Origin of the sequence: Bacillus vallismortis, assembly GCF_004116955.1 — a bacterium.
Taxonomy (GTDB): domain Bacteria; phylum Bacillota; class Bacilli; order Bacillales; family Bacillaceae; genus Bacillus; species Bacillus vallismortis.
In genome coordinates, this window is the sequence record NZ_CP026362.1 from 209,209 (window position 1) to 225,725 (window position 16,517).

Genomic DNA, 16,517 nt, shown 5'->3' on the forward strand with positions numbered 1-16,517 from the left:
CCTAGTTTTTGCTTCAGCTGGGACTTGGCAAGGTGTCTGTTCCTTCTTCAATTCCGCAAAATTGTAAAGCAGCCCCACATTCATGATGACTTGGGGGTGGATACTGTGCCTAAAAAATAAACGTTTTTTTGGTTAATATGCCAATGAACTATCGAGTTCCTCCTTCTATAATGAAGTCACCATAACGGCCATAGGGGGGAGTACATGGAAAAGCAGAAGCTTTCAGTCAAAAACAGCATCACAGATTATATTGAATGGCTCGCCCGATACGGCGCATCTGCGGACAGCGGCGTAACGAGGCTTTTGTACACAAAAGAGTGGATGGACGCGCAGCTCGCAGTCAAAACGGAAATGTCTTCATTAGGGCTTGAAACAAGATTCGACGATGTCGGCAATGTGTTTGGAAGGCTTTCGGGCACCCAGACTCCGGATGAAGTGATTTTAACCGGTTCACATATCGATACCGTCATCAATGGAGGAAAGTTTGACGGTGCCTATGGCGTTCTTGCGGCAATGCTCGCGATAAAGCAGCTCAAAGAAACATACGGAGCACCGAAAAAAACAATCGAAGCAGTCTCCTTATGCGAGGAGGAGGGCAGCCGCTTTCCAATGACCTATTGGGGATCGGGGAATATGACGGGCGTTTTTTCAGGACAGGATGCAGAAGAGCCGAGGGACGAATCAGGTGTTTCTTTGCAAACAGCGATGTATGAGTGCGGTTTTGGTAAAGGGGTGTATCAGGCGGCCCGCAGGACAGATATCAGCGCCTTTGTCGAGCTTCATATTGAACAGGGGCAGACGTTGGAAATGTCAGGCCGGGATCTCGGCATCGTAACAAGTATTGCGGGGCAGAGGCGATACCTCGTCACGCTTGAGGGGGAATGCAACCACGCGGGAACCACTTCCATGAAATGGCGCAAGGACCCGCTTGCAGCCAGCAGCCGCATCATTCATGAGCTGCTGCTGCGGTCGGAGGAGCAGCCGGATGAGCTCCGCCTGACATGCGGAAAGATAACGGCAGAGCCCAATGTGGCCAATGTTATACCGGGCCGCGTGCAGTTTTCAATCGATATTCGCCATCAGCATCAGCACGTGCTCGAGCAATTTCATGACAACATGGCTGCTGTGATCAACAGCATTTGCCATCAAAAAGGGATTCGCGCCGATATTGATGAATATATGCAGATAGAGCCTGTGCCGATGGACGAAAGGCTGAAGGCTGCGGCTCTTGAAACAGCGGCAGAAAACGGCATCAGCTGCGAGGAAATGGTGAGCGGAGCAGGGCATGACGCGCAAATGATCGGAAGACGCTATCCGGCTTGTATGCTGTTCGTGCCAAGCCGCGGCGGCATCAGCCACTCACCGAAGGAGTACACCTCAGCCAGACAGCTTGAGATCGGTGTCCGCGCATTGGCTGATTTATTATACAAACTGGCTTACTGATAAAGGGAGGAATGGCTGTGTCAGGCAGAAAAGAACTATGTACCCCGTTAAGAACGATTATGACGCCGGGACCTGTGGAGGTAGATCCGCGTGTCTTAAGAGTGATGAGCACCCCGGTTGTCGGCCAATTTGATCCGGCGTTTACGGGTATCATGAATGAAACAATGGAAATGCTCCGGGAGCTGTTTCAAACGAAAAACCGCTGGGCATACCCAATTGACGGCACTTCACGGGCGGGAATCGAAGCGGTTCTTGCGAGTGTGATCGAGCCGGAAGATGACGTGCTCATTCCCATTTATGGCCGCTTCGGTTATTTGCTGACTGAAATTGCTGAGCGGTATGGGGCAAATGTTCACACGCTTGAGTGTGAATGGGGAACGGTTTTTGAACCGGATGATATCATACGGGAAATGAAAAAAGTAAAGCCGAAAATTGTGGCAATGGTGCATGGGGAAACATCGACAGGGCGGATTCATCCGCTGAAAGCAATCGGCGAAGCCTGCCGAGCCCAGGATGCATTGTTTATTGTCGATGCAGTTGCGACGATTGGCGGCTGCGAGGTCAAAGTCGATGATTGGAACATTGACGCAGCCATCGGCGGCACGCAAAAATGTTTGTCTGTTCCATCGGGAATGGCGCCGATTACATATAATGAGCGGGTGGCGGATGTGATTGCGGCGCGTAAAAAGGTAGAGCGTGGGATTGCGACACAAGCGGACAGGGCGACGCTTTCGGGAAACCGGCCGATCACAAGCAATTATTTTGATTTAAGCCAGCTTGAGGATTATTGGAGCGAAAGACGGCTCAATCATCATACTGAAGCAACGACGATGCTGTACGCCTTGCGTGAGGGTGTCAGGCTTACGCTTGAAGAAGGTCTTGAAGCCCGTTTTGAGCGGCATCGCCGCCATGAGGCCGCATTAGCAGCAGGGATTAGGGCCATGGGGCTGAAGCTATTTGGAGATGACAGCTGCAAAATGCCTGTTGTCACCTGTGTAGAAATCCCCGGCGGCATTGACGGCGAGTCTGTCCGCCACATGCTGTTGGCGCAATTCGGCATCGAAATCGCCAGCTCATTCGGCCCGCTGGCGGGGAAAATCTGGAGAATCGGAACGATGGGCTACAGCTGCAGAAAAGAAAACGTGTTGTTCGTGCTTGCCGGGTTAGAGGCTATGCTGCTGAGACATGGCGCAGGGATCGAAGCAGGAAAAGCGCTCCAAGCGGTGCTTGATGTGTATGAAAACGCCGGCCGCCAGACAGCGGTATAAAGAAAAGCTTGCGGGAACGCCGCAAGCTTTTTTAGCGATACGATTTCGCTTTTTCTCCGTCTGATTTTTTTCGTTGGACTCTTTTTACAAATCCTCTTTCTCCATGCTGTTTCTTATAGCGGTTTTTGAGAGGGGGATGCCGCATTGGGAAACTTGCACATGATGGTAGATGTGCTTCTGGAAGATCCGGATGAGGCTGAGCTGGCTGCACTCGGTCTGACGTAGACATAGAAGAAAAATGATAGGGAGTATATGCTGGAATGGCGGGATTTTGCAGATGAGAAAACGCGGCGGGAAAAGGAAAGCCCGGCTGTGAAAGCAGGATTTCCAAGTGAAAAAACGTCAAGATGCCTCTTACAGGCTATTCCCTTGAAAAATTAATGATTGTATTGGATGACCCTATACTTTAGAATGACTAACTATATTTTGAAAATTCTATCAGGGGTGGGCTTATGAAAAAGATCGGTCTTATTGGCGGAATGAGTTGGGAATCTTCAGCTGAGTATTATCGAATGATCAATGAAGAGATAAAAAAGAAATTAGGGGGGCTGCATTCGGCAAAGTGCATTTTATACAGTGTTGATTTTAAGGAGATTGAACACTATCAGTCCGAAGGGGCTTGGGATAAAGCAGGTGCAGCCTTAGGGGAAGCAGCGAGATCATTAGAAAAAGCCGGTGCAGATTTTATAATAATCTGTACAAATACGATGCATAAAGTAATTGGCTATATCCAAGAAATGATCACGATCCCTATTTTACATATTGCAGATGCAACTGCCGATCAAATCACTAGGCAAGGGATTCGTTCAGTAGGATTACTTGGTACTAAGTATACGATGGAACAAGATTTTTATAAATCACGTATTGAGTCTCACAATATCAATGTCATTGTGTCTACTGATGAGGAAAGAGAATTAATCAATGCTATTATTTATCAAGAACTGTGTTTGGGTGAAATCAAACAGTCGTCCAAAAACACGTATAAGAAGATTATCAATCATTTGGTGGATAGAGGGGCAGAAGGGATTATTCTCGGATGCACTGAAATTGGTTTACTGGTAAAAGCAGAGGATTCAGAAGTGCCATTATTTGATACGACTTTCATCCATGCTCATAGCGCAGCGCGTACATCTCTTTCGATTTAGCTGTGTGTTGTCAAGTGAAAAGGGATGTTAGAAAAGGCGTACATATCGGTCTGGGCGTAACCCAACTTGGAAAAAGGAAGCCCGCCTCACCGGCTGGCTTCCTTTTTCTTAACTCCCCCTATACACCTGACGGCGACAGCAAAAGCGGGATATGATAATTCGCATCTGGATCTGCAAGCTGAAAACGGACGGTGATAATAGAGAAAAATGGATACAGTAGCCGAAAAAGACAGGTGTTATTGCTGAATGTGACGAAAAACGATTCAGTTTGTAAGAGAATAAGACAAACATTAGCTGATCAGCCGCTGCATCCGTAAGGCAAGCCGCAGTCGCATTGTCGTTTCAGGATCTTTTAAGCTTTTGCCCAGCAGCTCCTCGCATTTTTCAAGGCGGTAGATGACTGTATTGCGATGAACGTAAAGGCGTTTTGCCGTCTCGGAAATTTGGCAGTGTGTCTCTAGATAGACAGACAGCGTATGAAGCAGGCTTTGATCCTCCTGCTGTTTTTCAGCGAGGCTTTGAAGCGTGGAGTTGTAAAATTTCTTCAAATCCTCAACCGGGAGCAGGCGGAGAAGCTCAGGCACATCTTTTGCGTGATACACCTGAATAAACGACGTGCTTCTTGACAAATGCCCTGATTGCAGAGCGTCTGAAGCTTCGGTGAACGCGTCGGGAACATCAATGAGCCTTTGGCATATATTGCTGATGCCAAAGGACACAGTCCGTTTACATTGAGCTTTGACTTGTGCTTGGAACTGCTCTAAAAAGCTGATCACTGAGGCGTGCATTTCACTCCAGCTGTCTGTTGCCTCAATCAGAATAATGCCGACATTTCCTTTCATAAAAAAGTGGGGCGGAAACGGGAAGGCTGATAATTCGCCTTCAAGAAACTCGAATATGCCATCGGAGGCGAGCTGATTTTCTGTAAAGCTGATTGATTCATCATTCCGGTCAAGTTTTCCGGCGATGCACATATATTTTTGATCCCAGCGCAGCTTAAATTCCTTCGCCCGGCTTTTGATTTCATCGTCTGAAGAAAATGACCGCTCAATAAAATTGCTGAAAAACTCATTGCGCGCCCGCCGGCCGTATTGCTTCAGCGCATTTTCCTTCAGCAGTTCAAAGGAAATCACGTTGGCCGCTTGTTCAATGGTGAGAATTAATCCTTTGTCGCCAGCCTGCACCATATCGGGTATCAGCAGGTAGCCGCAGTTTTTTTCGTGATTATAAATAGGAAGAACAGAATAGGTTTTTTGATTCGAGAGCATAGAGAAACAAGTGAAAAACGGCCCTGATATCGTATGTAGGGTTCCTTTCAGCTTTTCGGTTTCAAATGAAATCTGATGGGACGCAGACAGCATGTTGGCATGTTGGTCAAGTAGCAGCACAGAAAGCTGAAGGAGGTCTGATACCTTTTTGAGGAGAGATTGCAGCCCCTTGCCGCTCATAATGTGGTTTGTGAATTTTTTGTGCGCGTAAATGGCTTGCTGCAGCTCGTTAGAACGCATATCAAGGATGTGGCTGAGTGTTGCATTCACAATATCGCCGAGGCGGATGTGTTCTGGTAGCTCAATGATCGGAAACGCGTATGAATCGGCCAGCTCGATAATTTCTTTTGGGATATCCTCCAGGTAGCGTTTTGTTTTAATGCCGAGGCCCGCGCAGCCGCGTTTTGCCATTTGCTGAATCAGTTCAGATAACTGGTGCGGATGATCCTTCAAGTGATATGCGGTGGTGACGAGCAATTCATTCTTATGCAGAAAGTCTGCGATATCCGGAGCGTCCATCATATTGACATGCTGAACCTCTCTTTCTCCTCCTGCTTTTCCAGCGATTAAATGGGCGTTTTCATAAGCCGGTATTTTCATCACATCAAAAATATTCATTTGGCATTCTCCTTTTCTATCAAAACATTGGTTAAGATGAATAATTTTCAAGAGGAATTCTAGCGGTTCTGCTGATGTAATACGATCATAGTAGCAGTAAACTGTTGAAAATAGAATGGATTGTGTTACATAAACTGACATAAAAAATCGTCAACCTGACATGGGGGTATGATAATGGCTTACGATATGGTGATAAAAGGTGCGAAGGCAGTTACGCCAGACGGCGTGAAAGAAGCTGATATTGCGGTTCAAAATGGTGTCATTGCCGAGATTGGAATTGCCATTGAAGCAAACGGGGCAGAAACGATCCAGGCGAATGGACAATATGTGTTTCCGGGTGCGATAGACTGCCATGTTCATTTCAATGAACCGGGCAGAGAGGACTGGGAGGGGTTTGAAACAGGTTCGAGAATGATGGCAGCAGGCGGCTGCACCACTTATTTTGATATGCCGCTCAATTGCATCCCATCAACCGTGACGGCAGAACATCTTCTCGCAAAAGCTGAACTGGGCAGGCGAAAATCAGCCGTGGATTTTGCGCTATGGGGAGGCCTCGTGCCCGGCCATATTGATGACATCCGCCCAATGGCTGAAGCGGGTGCGATCGGATTTAAAGCGTTTTTATCAAGATCAGGCACAGACGAGTTCCGCTCTGTTGATGAACGAACCTTGCTCAAAGGCATGACAGAAATCGCGGCTGCAGGAAAAATCCTCGCTCTTCACGCGGAGAGCGACGCAATCACAAGCTATTTGCAGATGGTTTTGGCTAATCAAGGAAAGGTGGATGCGGATGCGTATGTTGCCTCCCGCCCGGAGGAAGCTGAAGCTGAGGCGGTGTATCGCACGATTCAGTATGCGAAGGTGACAGGCTGTCCGGTTCATTTCGTCCATGTCAGCACGGCGAAAGCGGTTCGGCTGATCAGGGAGGCGAAACAGGAAGGGCTTGATGTTTCGCTCGAAACATGCCCGCATTATGTCTTGTTCAGCCATGACGCTTTACGGGAAAAGGGCTCTGTCGCGAAATGCGCGCCGCCGCTCCGTTCACAGCAATCAAAGGAGGCGCTGATCGAGGCACTCATTGCGGGGCATATTGACATGGTCTCCTCAGACCACTCTCCTTGCCGTCCGTCCTTAAAGCGGGAGGATAATTTGTTTTTATCATGGGGCGGAATCAGCGGCGGGCAGTTCACTTTGTTAGGGATGCTGGAACTCGCGCTTGAGCATCAGATATCGTTTGAAACCATCGCTGAATGGACAGCGGCGGCACCTGCGAAACGTTTCGGCCTTCAGCAAAAAGGGCGGCTTGAAGCGGGGTGTGATGCGGATTTTGTGCTCGTCACTATGGAGCCGTACACTGTCACAAGAGAATCGATGTTTGCAAAGCATAAGCTAAGCCTTTACGAAGGACATACATTTCCCTGCCGCGTTTCGGCCACATACAGTAAAGGCCGGTGTGTCTACAGTGATGGGGAGATAGTCAGCGGAATTGACGGAGCGCTGGTCGTTCCATTGTAAATAAACCCGGCAGATTTATGTTGCCGGGGTGTTTTCCTCTAGTTTTTCTTCGATAAAGTCCACAGTAAGTCTGATTCCATCTTCTTTTTCAATAAGAGCGGCAGCTTCAGATGCACGTTGAGAATACGTATGGTTGGAGACCAGTTCGTTGATTCTGGAAATGAAGGCTTCAACTGACATCTCTTTTTCTTTCAGAGGGGCGGCAGCTGCTCCAATGTCTCGCATCTTTCTAGCCCAAAAAGGCTGATCACCAGAGAATGGGCAGATCACCATAGGTTTGCCGGCCTTCAATGCCGCGGCCGTAGTCCCAGCCCCTCCGTGATGAATGACAGCTCGTGATCGAGGAAAAATCCAACTGTGAGGAATGGAGTCGGATGTAAAAATATGGGGCGAAGCTGTCATCTGTTTAATCCCGCTCCACCCCGTCAGCAAAATGGCACGCTGCCCGGTTTCTTTGAATGCTAGCTGAAGCATGTTCACAATGTGATCAGGGTTTCGTAATGGCATACTGCTAAAGCTAACGGTAAAAGGAGGCGGTCCCGCTTCTAAAAAGCGCGAGAGCTCAGGTGGAGGGGTCCGGTCATCTTCAGCTAAAAACCAGAATCCTTGCATCGAAACACGGCCTTTCCATTGTTGGTCAAAGGGAATGATGGAAGGACTGCACCCATACAGAATAGGGATGTGCTTTCCATTCAGTACGGAATCATCTTGAAAAACAGAACGTTTATCGGGCAGGCCGAGCGTCTCATGTCTCCACTTGTTAATCAGCGAAAAAAACGCTGCGGTCATTAATCGATTGATTTGAAAACTGGCCCTGTTAAGCGTTCCGCTTCGCATGGCGAATGGCAAGACAGGATTAGTAAACTGGCGGGTGGGAGCTATAACAGGAACCGGATGAGCGATAAAGGCAGGAATGTGTAGGGCTTCGGCGAGATCATATCCGCCAAATACTTTTGGATGATAAATGATTGCCTCTGCATCTATAGAGGCGGCCCATATATCGTCTAACATTTGTTCCATCATCGGATAAATGACGGTTTTCATCTGGCTGACAATGGATAGCGGATTTCCTTTCAGGATGTTTTTTCCTTCTTCTGATTGCGTCAAATCTGCGTAATCGGCTCTGATGGCTGAAAAGGAGAGCCTGTTTTTCTCGGCTAGATCTTTGAACGAGCCTTCGGTGCAAATCGTCACATGATGTCCGCGTCTGGATAATTCTTTTCCTAATGCAATAAAAGGCTGTACATCGCCTCTCGTACCGATCGTCAGCAGGTTAATTTTCATCATTCGCCTCCAGAATGTCATTCATTACCACTAATTTATCACACATAAGCACCTATCAGTTTTTAAAACGGAATCAACGTGGTATCTTTTTTTAAAGGAGGCGAAGGAATTGGAACATGTCACATACATACTCAAACAATCTTGGTCGCGCCATACGAGCTCCAAATGGACCGAAGAATGCCCGGCATGCGGCCAATGCGGTGTGACGGCGTTGGTATTCAGGATCAATTCGGCGGCGCCATTTTTAAAACAAAAGTCGGTTTTATAACTGCATCAACGGCGTGGTGTATGACTTTACGAGTGAACAGTTTCAAGCGCCGATTGACTATCAGCATATCCCTTCCCCTCAAGAGAAGAAGCGTTTCTAGATACGAATGAGGAACAATACCTGCATCTTCGTTCAGCGTTTTCTCTCCATATGAACAGCATTTCCGAGGAAACCTGAAAACACGTGTGATAAACTGGGAGAGAGGTGAATGAATGTGATTTATATCGGACTGACGGGATGGGGGGATCATGACAGCATCTATCCGCCGAAAACGCCCAGCCAGAAAAAATTGCAGGCCTATTCCTCCCATTTTCCGATCGTTGAATTAGACGCGAGCTTTTATGCCATTCAGCCAGCGCGAAATAATGAAAAATGGGTGAAGGAAACGCCGGAAACCTTCCAATTTATCGTGAAAGCTTATCAGGGCATGACGGGGCATCAGCGCGGCGACATTCCCTTTGACTCAAAAGAGGAGATGTTTGACGCGTTTAAGGTGTCGTTAACGCCATATGTACATAGCAATAAACTCGCCATGGTGCTGTTTCAATTTCCGCCGTGGTTTGACTGCAAGAAGGAGAATGTCGCTTATTTGAGATGGTGCAAGCGCCAAATGGGCGATATCCCATGTGCGCTTGAATTCAGGAACCGCTCCTGGTTTTCGCCGCCATTTTATGAGCAGACACTTTCATTTATGAAAGAGGAAGGCTGGATTCACAGTGTCTGTGATGAACCGCAAATCGGAGAAGGCAGTGTGCCGACTGTGCTGCGCGCGACCGATGAAAACAAAACGCTCGTCAGGTTTCACGGGCGCAACAAGCAGGGTTGGATGAAGCCCGATGGCGGGAAAAACTGGCGGGAGGTCAGGTACTTATACCGCTACAACCAACAGGAACTGACGGATTGGAAGCAGCACCTGAATGAATTGCAGCGGCAATGTAAGGATGTTTTTGTCCTATTCAACAACAATTCCGGCGGAGACGCCGCGGATAATGGCAAGCAGATGCTTGAACTGCTTGAGATCGAGTATGGCGGACTTGCGCCGAGACAGCTCGATTTATTTTAGAAAAGAGGTTTTTACTGATGTCGTTTGTGATTTTGGCCGTATTGGGGTTAGTTGCAGGTACGGTAGGAAGCCTGATTGGACTTGGCGGCGGAATTGTCATCGTGCCGTCTCTGATGTTTTTGAGCACAGTGACGCCGCTGTTTCAAGATGTGACACCGCAGATCGCGATTGGGACTTCGCTTTTGGTCATTATTTTTACGGGTCTTTCTTCAACTTTGGCTTATATTAAATATAAAACCGTTGATTATAAAAGCGGACTCATATTCTTTATTGGTTCAGGTCCCGGGAGCTTGATCGGTGCTTATGTGTCAAAGCTGTTTAATTCAAACTCGTTTTCCATTTGGTTTGGCATTTTTATGATTTTGATTTCATTGAGCTTAATGCTGAAAGCGAAAGCCCGGCCGATCAACAAAGCCCATAAAGGAATAATTCGGACACTCCAGGATGAGGACGGTGAGCCGTATACGTACTCCTATCAGGCCCCTGTCGGCATTGCGATCGCCTTTGTTGTCGGCTTTTTAGGCGGGCTGTTCGGAATAGGCGGCGGATCGCTGATGGTTCCGGCGATGATGCTGTTATTTCTGTTCCCGCCGAAGGTTGCGGTGGCAACGTCCATGTTTATTATATTCCTGTCCTCAATGACAGGGTCTGTTTCACATATTATGTCCGGGCACGTCAATTGGCTGTACGCCCTCGCGCTTGTGCCAGGCGCTTGGTTCGGCGGAAAGCTTGGCGCCGCCATCAACAGAAAAATGCAGACGAAAACGATCGTCATGATCATGCGGATCGTATTGATTTTGATCGGCTGCCAGCTCATTTATGAAGGCATTTTCAGCTGAACGATTAGGGAGAGATAATATGAAGGAGAAGCTCCGCTTATATCATACCAATGATTTGCACAGCCATTTTGAAAACTGGCCGAAAATTGTAGATTATATCGAGCAGAAAAGAAAAGAGCATCAATCAGACAGCGAAGAGACGCTCGTTTTTGATATTGGCGATCATCTCGATCGTTTTCATTTCGTAACAGAGGCGACTTTCGGAAAAGCGAATGTCGATCTGTTAAACCGTCTTCACATTGATGGAGCGGCAATTGGCAATAATGAAGGGATCACGCTTCCGCATGAAGAGCTCGCTGCCTTATATGATCATGCTGAATTTCCCGTTATCGTCTCCAATCTGTATGACAAAAACGGGAACCGGCCGTCCTGGGCGGTTCCTTACCATATCAAATCATTGAGAAACGGCATGTCCATCGCCTTTTTAGGCGTAACAGTGCCGTATTATCCCGTCTATGACAAGCTGGGATGGACAGTAACCGATGCCCTTGAAAGCGTAAAGGGAGCCATTCAGGAAGTGAAAGGCCAGGCTGATATCATCGTGCTCCTATCGCATTTAGGCATTCTTGATGATCAGGAAGTGGCTGAGGCGGTGCCAGAGATTGACGTGATCCTTGAATCACACACCCATCATTTGCTTGAAGATGGACAAGTGGTTAACGGTGTTTTGCTTGCCAGCGCAGAGAAATACGGGCATTATGTCGGCTGTGTGGAAATGACAATCGACAGCGTAGAGCGAAGCATTATCAGCAAAACAGCGTCTGTGCAGAACATGGCGGAATGGACGGGAGAATCCGCAGAAACAAAAGTGTTTCTTCGTGAACAAGCACGTGAAGCCGAAGATAAGCTGTCCGAAGCCGTTGCGGAGCTTGCGCAAGACGCTGAGGTGAAGTGGTTTGAAGAATCAGAGCTGCCTTTGCTGTTGGCATTCGCGCTAAAGGAATGGTGCGGGACGGACATCAGCATGGTGAATTCCGGTGTCATTCTCGGTCCGCTGAAAGCGGGTCCTGTGACAAAGCTGGATCTGCACCGCATCTGTCCTCATCCGATCAACCCGGTGGCTGTCCGCCTGACGGGAGAAGAACTGAAAGAGACCATTGTCCACGCCGCTTCCGAACAAATGGAGCAGCTCCGGATTAAAGGGCTCGGCTTCCGCGGAGAAGTAATGGGGAAAATGGTGTACGCGGGTGTTGATGTAGAAACAATACGGCTGGATGACGGGATAACGCATGTCACACGCGTCACACTGAACGGTGAAGAGATTGATAAACATAAACAATACTCTGTTGCCGTGCTAGACATGTTTACGCTCGGCAGACTGTTCCCGATCATCCGCGACGCCGCAGACAAAGAATATTTCATGCCGGAATTTTTGCGGGATCTGCTCGCTTGGAAGCTCGCGCAATAAGGCGGTCAGCCCACAACAAGCTCTGCCCTTCATCATAAAGTGATGAATGAAGGGAGAGGTTGACGTGGTAAATCTGACACCAATCATGATAGAAGAACAGCCTTTTACAGCTGTGACAGTAAAGCTTCCAAAAACAAATTTTATGGCCGTCACTAATGATCATGGATACATTATGTGCGGGGCGCTTGATGTGGCGCTGCTGAATGAAAAATTAAAGGAGCGGGGCATAGTGGCGGGGCGCGCAGTTGGGGTGCGCACCATTGACCAGCTGTTAGACGCACCTTTAGAATCCGTCACATATGCTGCGGAAGATCTCGGCATCCATGCCGGCATGAGCGGCAGAGAAGCGCTTTTGAAAATGGTGAAATAAAATAATTTGGCCCAGCTATTACTATGTCCCCTCTTACAAGCATACATTGTGATATGTAAGGGGGGATTTTCTTGCCAAGATACCGCGGCCCTTTTCGCAAGAGAGGACCTTTGCCTTTCCGGTACGTGCTGCTCTTGTCAGTTGCCTTTTTTATTCTTTCGACAACAGTCAGCCTTTGGATGATCAATAGCTCAATTAAACCTGTTTTAATGAGCATCGGCGAGATGGAAACGAAGCGTGTGGCAACAGAGGTAATCCAGGATTCGATTGAGGATTATATGTCTGACAGTGAAAATATGAAAGATATGTTTCAAATGAGTTCTGATGAAAACGGAAAATTAACGACAATTGATTTTAATACACAGGTTGTAAACAGCGTGAAAACAAAAGTGACAAAGCAGCTTCAGGCGCATCTGAAAGAGATGGAAACCCACACCGGGCACAGCGGCGCCAGTGAAAATATTATGATTAACATTCCGCTCGGACAGGTAACCGGCAACAGTCTGCTCGGAAACCTCGGGCCGAAAATCCCGGTCCGGTTCAATTTAATCGGTGACGCGTTTACAGATGTCAAAACCAAAATCAAGCCGTATGGCATTAATAATGCACTTATTGATATCAGCATCTTTGTCGAAATTAAAGTGAAGGTCATCATTCCGTTCGCAAGCAAAACCGCTGTCATCACAAATAATGTGCCTGTGTCGATTAAAGCAGTACAGGGCGAAGTGCCGCAGTTTTACAACGGAAGCGGCGGCTCAGGTGTCACCCCTTCTGTCCAGCTTCCAAGCAGCAAAGAAGAGGACAGTGCCGATGTGAAAAATGAAAAAAGCAACAAATAAGCCGCCTGTCCAAGAGGCGGCTTTTTCATTATTTCTTTTTTTTGTATTCATAACGCTCCCACGCTCTCAAATGCGGGTATGGATCAAATGACCATTCGGTTTTTCCATTATCTTTGTACATGCCGTAGTGAAGATGCGGCGGGAATTTTCCGGCGGTTCCCGGCGGGCCGTATCCTGAGCTGCCGACTGACCCGATCACTTGGCCGGGCTCAACGATTTGTCCTGTTTTTATCCCTTTGGCAAACCCATTAAGATGGGCAAAATAATGATACGTATTGTTGATGTCTCTGATGCCGATTCTCCATCCTCCGAAGCGGTTCCAGCCCTTCATTTCAACTACGCCGTAACAGGTGGACCTGACAGGAAGGCCGTAATGGGCAAAGATATCCGTGCCTTCATGAATCCGTCTCCCTCCAAACCCGCGGGCATCTCCCCACGTGCTCCGATAGCTGTAATCGGTTCTGATTGGAAGCGGAAACGCATGCTCGCCCAGATCAATATGTCCGTAAGCTTTAAATAACTTCATGAATTCAGATATGATCCCAACTGTTTGATCACGCCGGTAATAATTCCAAAGCCCAATGCGGATGTTGTCCTCATCTGTGCCATACGACAGCAAGTATTGGCTAAATGTATACAAAATATCATCATCATTGCTGACCTCGGCTTTTCCGTCACCGTCACCATCCATTCCGATCCCGTCAAACACCTTAATGCTTAACGGCGCGTCATCTTTTGGATTCGGGTTTTCAGGGCCGCTCCAGATTTCATCGGGTATATAGATGCTGATGATGCCCGCTTTGTCAGGCAGGTCTTTTCGGTTGCTCCGCACATTTTCCTCGTATTGATCTACTGCGGCGAGCGCATACCAAGGAATCTGCGTTACAGCCTCGATTTTATGATATAATTCCATCCGTTTCGACAGTACTCGATCTGAAAGCTCTTTTCCAGATGCAGTAGGATCAAACGCAAACAAAAGGAGAAGAAGAGCGGATAAGAAAACTTTCACAACATAATCTCCTTTCATATTGAATACACATAGTTTGCGGCAAGCCGGCTTAAAAATGTCAGTAATCATCTTCCCTTGTCGAGAAATTTTTCCTATGGTAAAGTGTCTAAAGAAAAGACTTTCTTTAGTTAGATAACTATGACTTATGTTGCGGAAAAGAAATCTGCACCTTTCTCGTTTTCAGAATGTTTCGTGCCAGAAATTTGAGTATATTGGATATTGGAGATGATGGGAATTGGCAAAGAAAGACGAACACCTCAGAAAGCCCGAATGGCTCAAAATCAAATTAAATACAAATGAAAACTATACAGGGCTCAAAAAACTTATGCGGGAAAACAATCTGCATACCGTATGTGAAGAAGCTAAGTGCCCGAATATTCATGAATGCTGGGCGGTCAGACGTACAGCGACATTTATGATTTTAGGTTCTGTTTGTACTAGAGCATGCCGTTTCTGTGCGGTCAAAACGGGCCTTCCAACTGAGCTTGATCTGCAAGAGCCTGAACGCGTAGCGGATTCTGTCGCCCTTATGAACCTGAAACACGCGGTAATTACCGCTGTAGCGCGTGACGATCAGAAAGACGGCGGGGCTGGCGTTTTCGCGGAAACCGTTCGTGCGATCCGCAGAAAAAGCCCGTTCACGACAATTGAGGTGCTCCCGTCTGATATGGGCGGGAACTACGATAACCTGAAAACGTTGATGGATACACGCCCAGATATCCTGAATCACAATATCGAAACGGTTCGCCGCCTGACGCCAAGAATCCGCGCGCGCGCAACGTACGACCGTTCGCTGGAGTTTTTGCGCCGCGCGAAGGAAATGCAGCCTGATATTCCGACAAAATCAAGCATCATGATCGGACTTGGCGAAACGAAGGAAGAAATTATTGAAGTGATGGACGACCTCTTGGCAAACAACGTGGATATTATGGCAATCGGCCAATATCTCCAGCCGACGAAGAAACACTTGAAAGTCCAAAAATACTATCACCCTGATGAATTTGCAGAATTAAAGGAAATCGCGATGCAAAAAGGCTTTAGCCACTGCGAAGCCGGTCCGCTTGTCCGTTCTTCTTATCATGCGGATGAACAAGTGAACGAAGCATCTAAAAAGCGCCAAGCACAAGCGTAATGCCAAAACGCCAGATCATCTGGCGTTTTTGTCATTCCTATCGGTTTTCATGTCCTGGCGGGTTTCTCCGTTGGCATTTTCATTCTCTGAGACCGGGCTTCCTTGCGGGGAGGTTTTCATTTCTTCAATTGTCCCCGACATGATTTCTCTGATATCCCTTGAACCGGAGCCGAGATTGCTGAAATTTTCAATCGACTGCATATGGTTTGGATGATCGGAAATATACACATGATAGTAACGAGGAATCACTGAAGCGGCTGTTTTCTTCACCTGATCGGCCGTCAGTTCCCGGTTTTTGGTATCGGTTTTGTATACGACAAGCGCTTCTTGATCAGTCACCAGCGTTGCAGCCTCTTGAATATGGGGAAGCTGAACCGTTAAACTTGAGATGATATGAGCGGTTTCTTCCCGTTTCATTACGGGGACCTCCTGTTGCTCGCCGTCGAATTGTTCTTTTTGATAGCGGACATAGCCAAATTGTTCGTTCTCATCATGCCGGTTAAAAGCCTCGTTGCGGTCGGACACATGAATGGGCCTGGTTTGGTTCTGCGTCTGATTTTGGGCAGTTTGCCCGGCATTATCAAACCCTTTGCCTCCGCACCCGGATAAAAGCCCGGTCAACAGGCACAGGCTGATTGCAGTTCATTTCATTGTTAAATCCCTCCTCATGTGTAGGGTAGCCAAATCGCATGATTTATTCTTTAGCAATTGATGGGGACGGGGCAATGAATTATGATAGGAATGAGTGAAAAAGAGGTGAGATCATGATTCTTATTCAAAATGCCGAATTTGACCTGGTGCATAATGTCAAAGACGGCTTCAACGAAGAGGCTTTCAAAGCCCGCTACTCTGATATTTTAAATAAATACGATTATATTGTGGGAGACTGGGGATATGGCCAGCTCAGGCTCAAGGGCTTCTTTGACGACCAGAATCAAAAGGCAACCTTCGAAACGAAAATCAGCACACTAGATGAATACATTTACGAATACTGCAATTTCGGCTGTGCGTATTTTGTCTTGAAACGGATCAGAAAATAAACATACAC

16 protein-coding genes and 1 pseudogene are annotated in these 16,517 nt (G+C 47.5%); 12 read left to right on the forward strand and 5 right to left on the reverse strand.

The window, feature by feature from the left end:
- The first annotated feature begins 204 nt into the window (after positions 1 to 204).
- The 3 genes from allC (at position 205) to BV11031_RS01105 (ending at position 3,856) form a co-directional block, all read left to right on the forward strand.
- The gene (gene allC, locus BV11031_RS01095) at positions 205 to 1,443 is read left to right on the forward strand and encodes an allantoate deiminase (protein WP_010329984.1); all 1,239 of its coding nucleotides are present in this window, start codon (positions 205 to 207) and stop codon (positions 1,441 to 1,443) included.
- 17 nt (positions 1,444 to 1,460) lie between these two features.
- Positions 1,461 to 2,711, forward strand: a complete 1,251-nt coding sequence (gene pucG, locus BV11031_RS01100; protein ID WP_026014505.1) for a (S)-ureidoglycine--glyoxylate transaminase — start codon at positions 1,461 to 1,463, stop codon at positions 2,709 to 2,711.
- A gap of 452 nt (positions 2,712 to 3,163) precedes the next feature.
- On the forward strand, positions 3,164 to 3,856 hold the full coding sequence (locus BV11031_RS01105; protein WP_010329982.1) for an aspartate/glutamate racemase family protein: 693 nt from the start codon (positions 3,164 to 3,166) through the stop codon (positions 3,854 to 3,856).
- A 118-nt stretch (positions 3,857 to 3,974) separates the two neighbouring features.
- On the opposite strand, the gene BV11031_RS23320 is transcribed toward BV11031_RS01105, so the two are convergent.
- Positions 3,975 to 4,136 carry a hydroxyisourate hydrolase gene (locus BV11031_RS23320; protein ID WP_164834087.1) on the reverse strand — a complete coding sequence of 54 codons (162 nt, stop codon included), beginning with the start codon at positions 4,134 to 4,136 and terminating at the stop codon, positions 3,975 to 3,977.
- 10 nt (positions 4,137 to 4,146) lie between these two features.
- Positions 4,147 to 5,742, reverse strand: coding sequence for a purine catabolism transcriptional regulator PucR (gene pucR, locus BV11031_RS01115; protein ID WP_010329981.1), 1,596 nt, complete (start codon positions 5,740 to 5,742; stop codon positions 4,147 to 4,149).
- A 174-nt stretch (positions 5,743 to 5,916) separates the two neighbouring features.
- On the opposite strand from pucR, the gene BV11031_RS01120 reads away from it, so the two are divergent.
- Positions 5,917 to 7,257 (forward strand): allantoinase, encoded by a 1,341-nt coding sequence (locus BV11031_RS01120; RefSeq protein WP_010329980.1) that lies wholly within the window; start codon positions 5,917 to 5,919, stop codon positions 7,255 to 7,257.
- A gap of 15 nt (positions 7,258 to 7,272) precedes the next feature.
- On the opposite strand, the gene BV11031_RS01125 is transcribed toward BV11031_RS01120, so the two are convergent.
- Positions 7,273 to 8,544: a glycosyltransferase gene (locus tag BV11031_RS01125; protein ID WP_026014504.1), complete on the reverse strand. Its 1,272-nt coding sequence runs from the start codon at positions 8,542 to 8,544 to the stop codon at positions 7,273 to 7,275.
- Between the two features lie 106 nt (positions 8,545 to 8,650).
- Between BV11031_RS01125 and BV11031_RS01130 the strand changes: the two are divergent.
- The 6 genes and pseudogenes from BV11031_RS01130 (at position 8,651) to yunB (ending at position 13,328) form a co-directional block, all read left to right on the forward strand.
- Positions 8,651 to 8,986, forward strand: a pseudogene (locus tag BV11031_RS01130) (YunG family protein).
- Between the two features lie 37 nt (positions 8,987 to 9,023).
- A complete protein-coding gene (locus tag BV11031_RS01135) occupies positions 9,024 to 9,872 on the forward strand; it encodes a DUF72 domain-containing protein (protein ID WP_010329977.1) in 849 nt (282 codons plus the stop codon).
- Between the two features lie 17 nt (positions 9,873 to 9,889).
- Positions 9,890 to 10,711, forward strand: a complete 822-nt coding sequence (locus tag BV11031_RS01140) for a sulfite exporter TauE/SafE family protein (protein ID WP_010329976.1) — start codon at positions 9,890 to 9,892, stop codon at positions 10,709 to 10,711.
- 19 nt (positions 10,712 to 10,730) lie between these two features.
- A complete protein-coding gene (locus tag BV11031_RS01145) occupies positions 10,731 to 12,119 on the forward strand; it encodes a bifunctional metallophosphatase/5'-nucleotidase (RefSeq protein WP_010329975.1) in 1,389 nt (462 codons plus the stop codon).
- A 64-nt stretch (positions 12,120 to 12,183) separates the two neighbouring features.
- The gene (locus tag BV11031_RS01150) at positions 12,184 to 12,489 is read left to right on the forward strand and encodes a YunC family protein (RefSeq protein WP_010329974.1); all 306 of its coding nucleotides are present in this window, start codon (positions 12,184 to 12,186) and stop codon (positions 12,487 to 12,489) included.
- Between the two features lie 71 nt (positions 12,490 to 12,560).
- On the forward strand, positions 12,561 to 13,328 hold the full coding sequence (gene yunB, locus BV11031_RS01155) for a sporulation protein YunB (protein WP_010329973.1): 768 nt from the start codon (positions 12,561 to 12,563) through the stop codon (positions 13,326 to 13,328).
- Between the two features lie 28 nt (positions 13,329 to 13,356).
- On the opposite strand, the gene lytH is transcribed toward yunB, so the two are convergent.
- On the reverse strand, positions 13,357 to 14,337 hold the full coding sequence (lytH, locus tag BV11031_RS01160; RefSeq protein WP_026014503.1) for an L-Ala--D-Glu endopeptidase: 981 nt from the start codon (positions 14,335 to 14,337) through the stop codon (positions 13,357 to 13,359).
- 235 nt (positions 14,338 to 14,572) lie between these two features.
- Between lytH and lipA the strand changes: the two genes are divergently transcribed.
- A complete protein-coding gene (gene lipA, locus BV11031_RS01165) occupies positions 14,573 to 15,469 on the forward strand; it encodes a lipoyl synthase (protein WP_010329971.1) in 897 nt (298 codons plus the stop codon).
- A gap of 15 nt (positions 15,470 to 15,484) precedes the next feature.
- Here the strand turns inward: lipA and BV11031_RS01170 are convergent, their stop codons facing one another.
- Entirely contained in the window at positions 15,485 to 16,105 is a 621-nt protein-coding gene (locus BV11031_RS01170) for a YhcN/YlaJ family sporulation lipoprotein (RefSeq protein ID WP_241210322.1), read from the reverse strand.
- A gap of 128 nt (positions 16,106 to 16,233) precedes the next feature.
- Between BV11031_RS01170 and BV11031_RS01175 the strand changes: the two genes are divergently transcribed.
- Complete coding sequence (locus tag BV11031_RS01175; RefSeq protein ID WP_010329969.1) at positions 16,234 to 16,509, forward strand: YutD family protein; 276 nt, start codon at positions 16,234 to 16,236, stop codon at positions 16,507 to 16,509.
- The last annotated feature ends 8 nt before the right edge of the window (positions 16,510 to 16,517 follow it).

Bases quoted from the DNA above. Each gene is read 5' to 3' on its own strand.
- pucR (WP_010329981.1), bottom strand. From the start codon at position 5,742: ATGAATATTTTTGATGTGATGAAAATACCGGCTTATGAAAACGCCCAT.
- BV11031_RS01125 (WP_026014504.1), bottom strand. From the start codon at position 8,544: ATGATGAAAATTAACCTGCTGACGATCGGTACGAGAGGCGATGTACAG.
- BV11031_RS01175 (WP_010329969.1), top strand. From the start codon at position 16,234: ATGATTCTTATTCAAAATGCCGAATTTGACCTGGTGCATAATGTCAAA.
- allC (WP_010329984.1), top strand. From the start codon at position 205: ATGGAAAAGCAGAAGCTTTCAGTCAAAAACAGCATCACAGATTATATT.
- BV11031_RS01120 (WP_010329980.1), top strand. From the start codon at position 5,917: ATGGCTTACGATATGGTGATAAAAGGTGCGAAGGCAGTTACGCCAGAC.
- BV11031_RS01145 (WP_010329975.1), top strand. From the start codon at position 10,731: ATGAAGGAGAAGCTCCGCTTATATCATACCAATGATTTGCACAGCCAT.
- BV11031_RS01105 (WP_010329982.1), top strand. From the start codon at position 3,164: ATGAAAAAGATCGGTCTTATTGGCGGAATGAGTTGGGAATCTTCAGCT.
- BV11031_RS01140 (WP_010329976.1), top strand. From the start codon at position 9,890: ATGTCGTTTGTGATTTTGGCCGTATTGGGGTTAGTTGCAGGTACGGTA.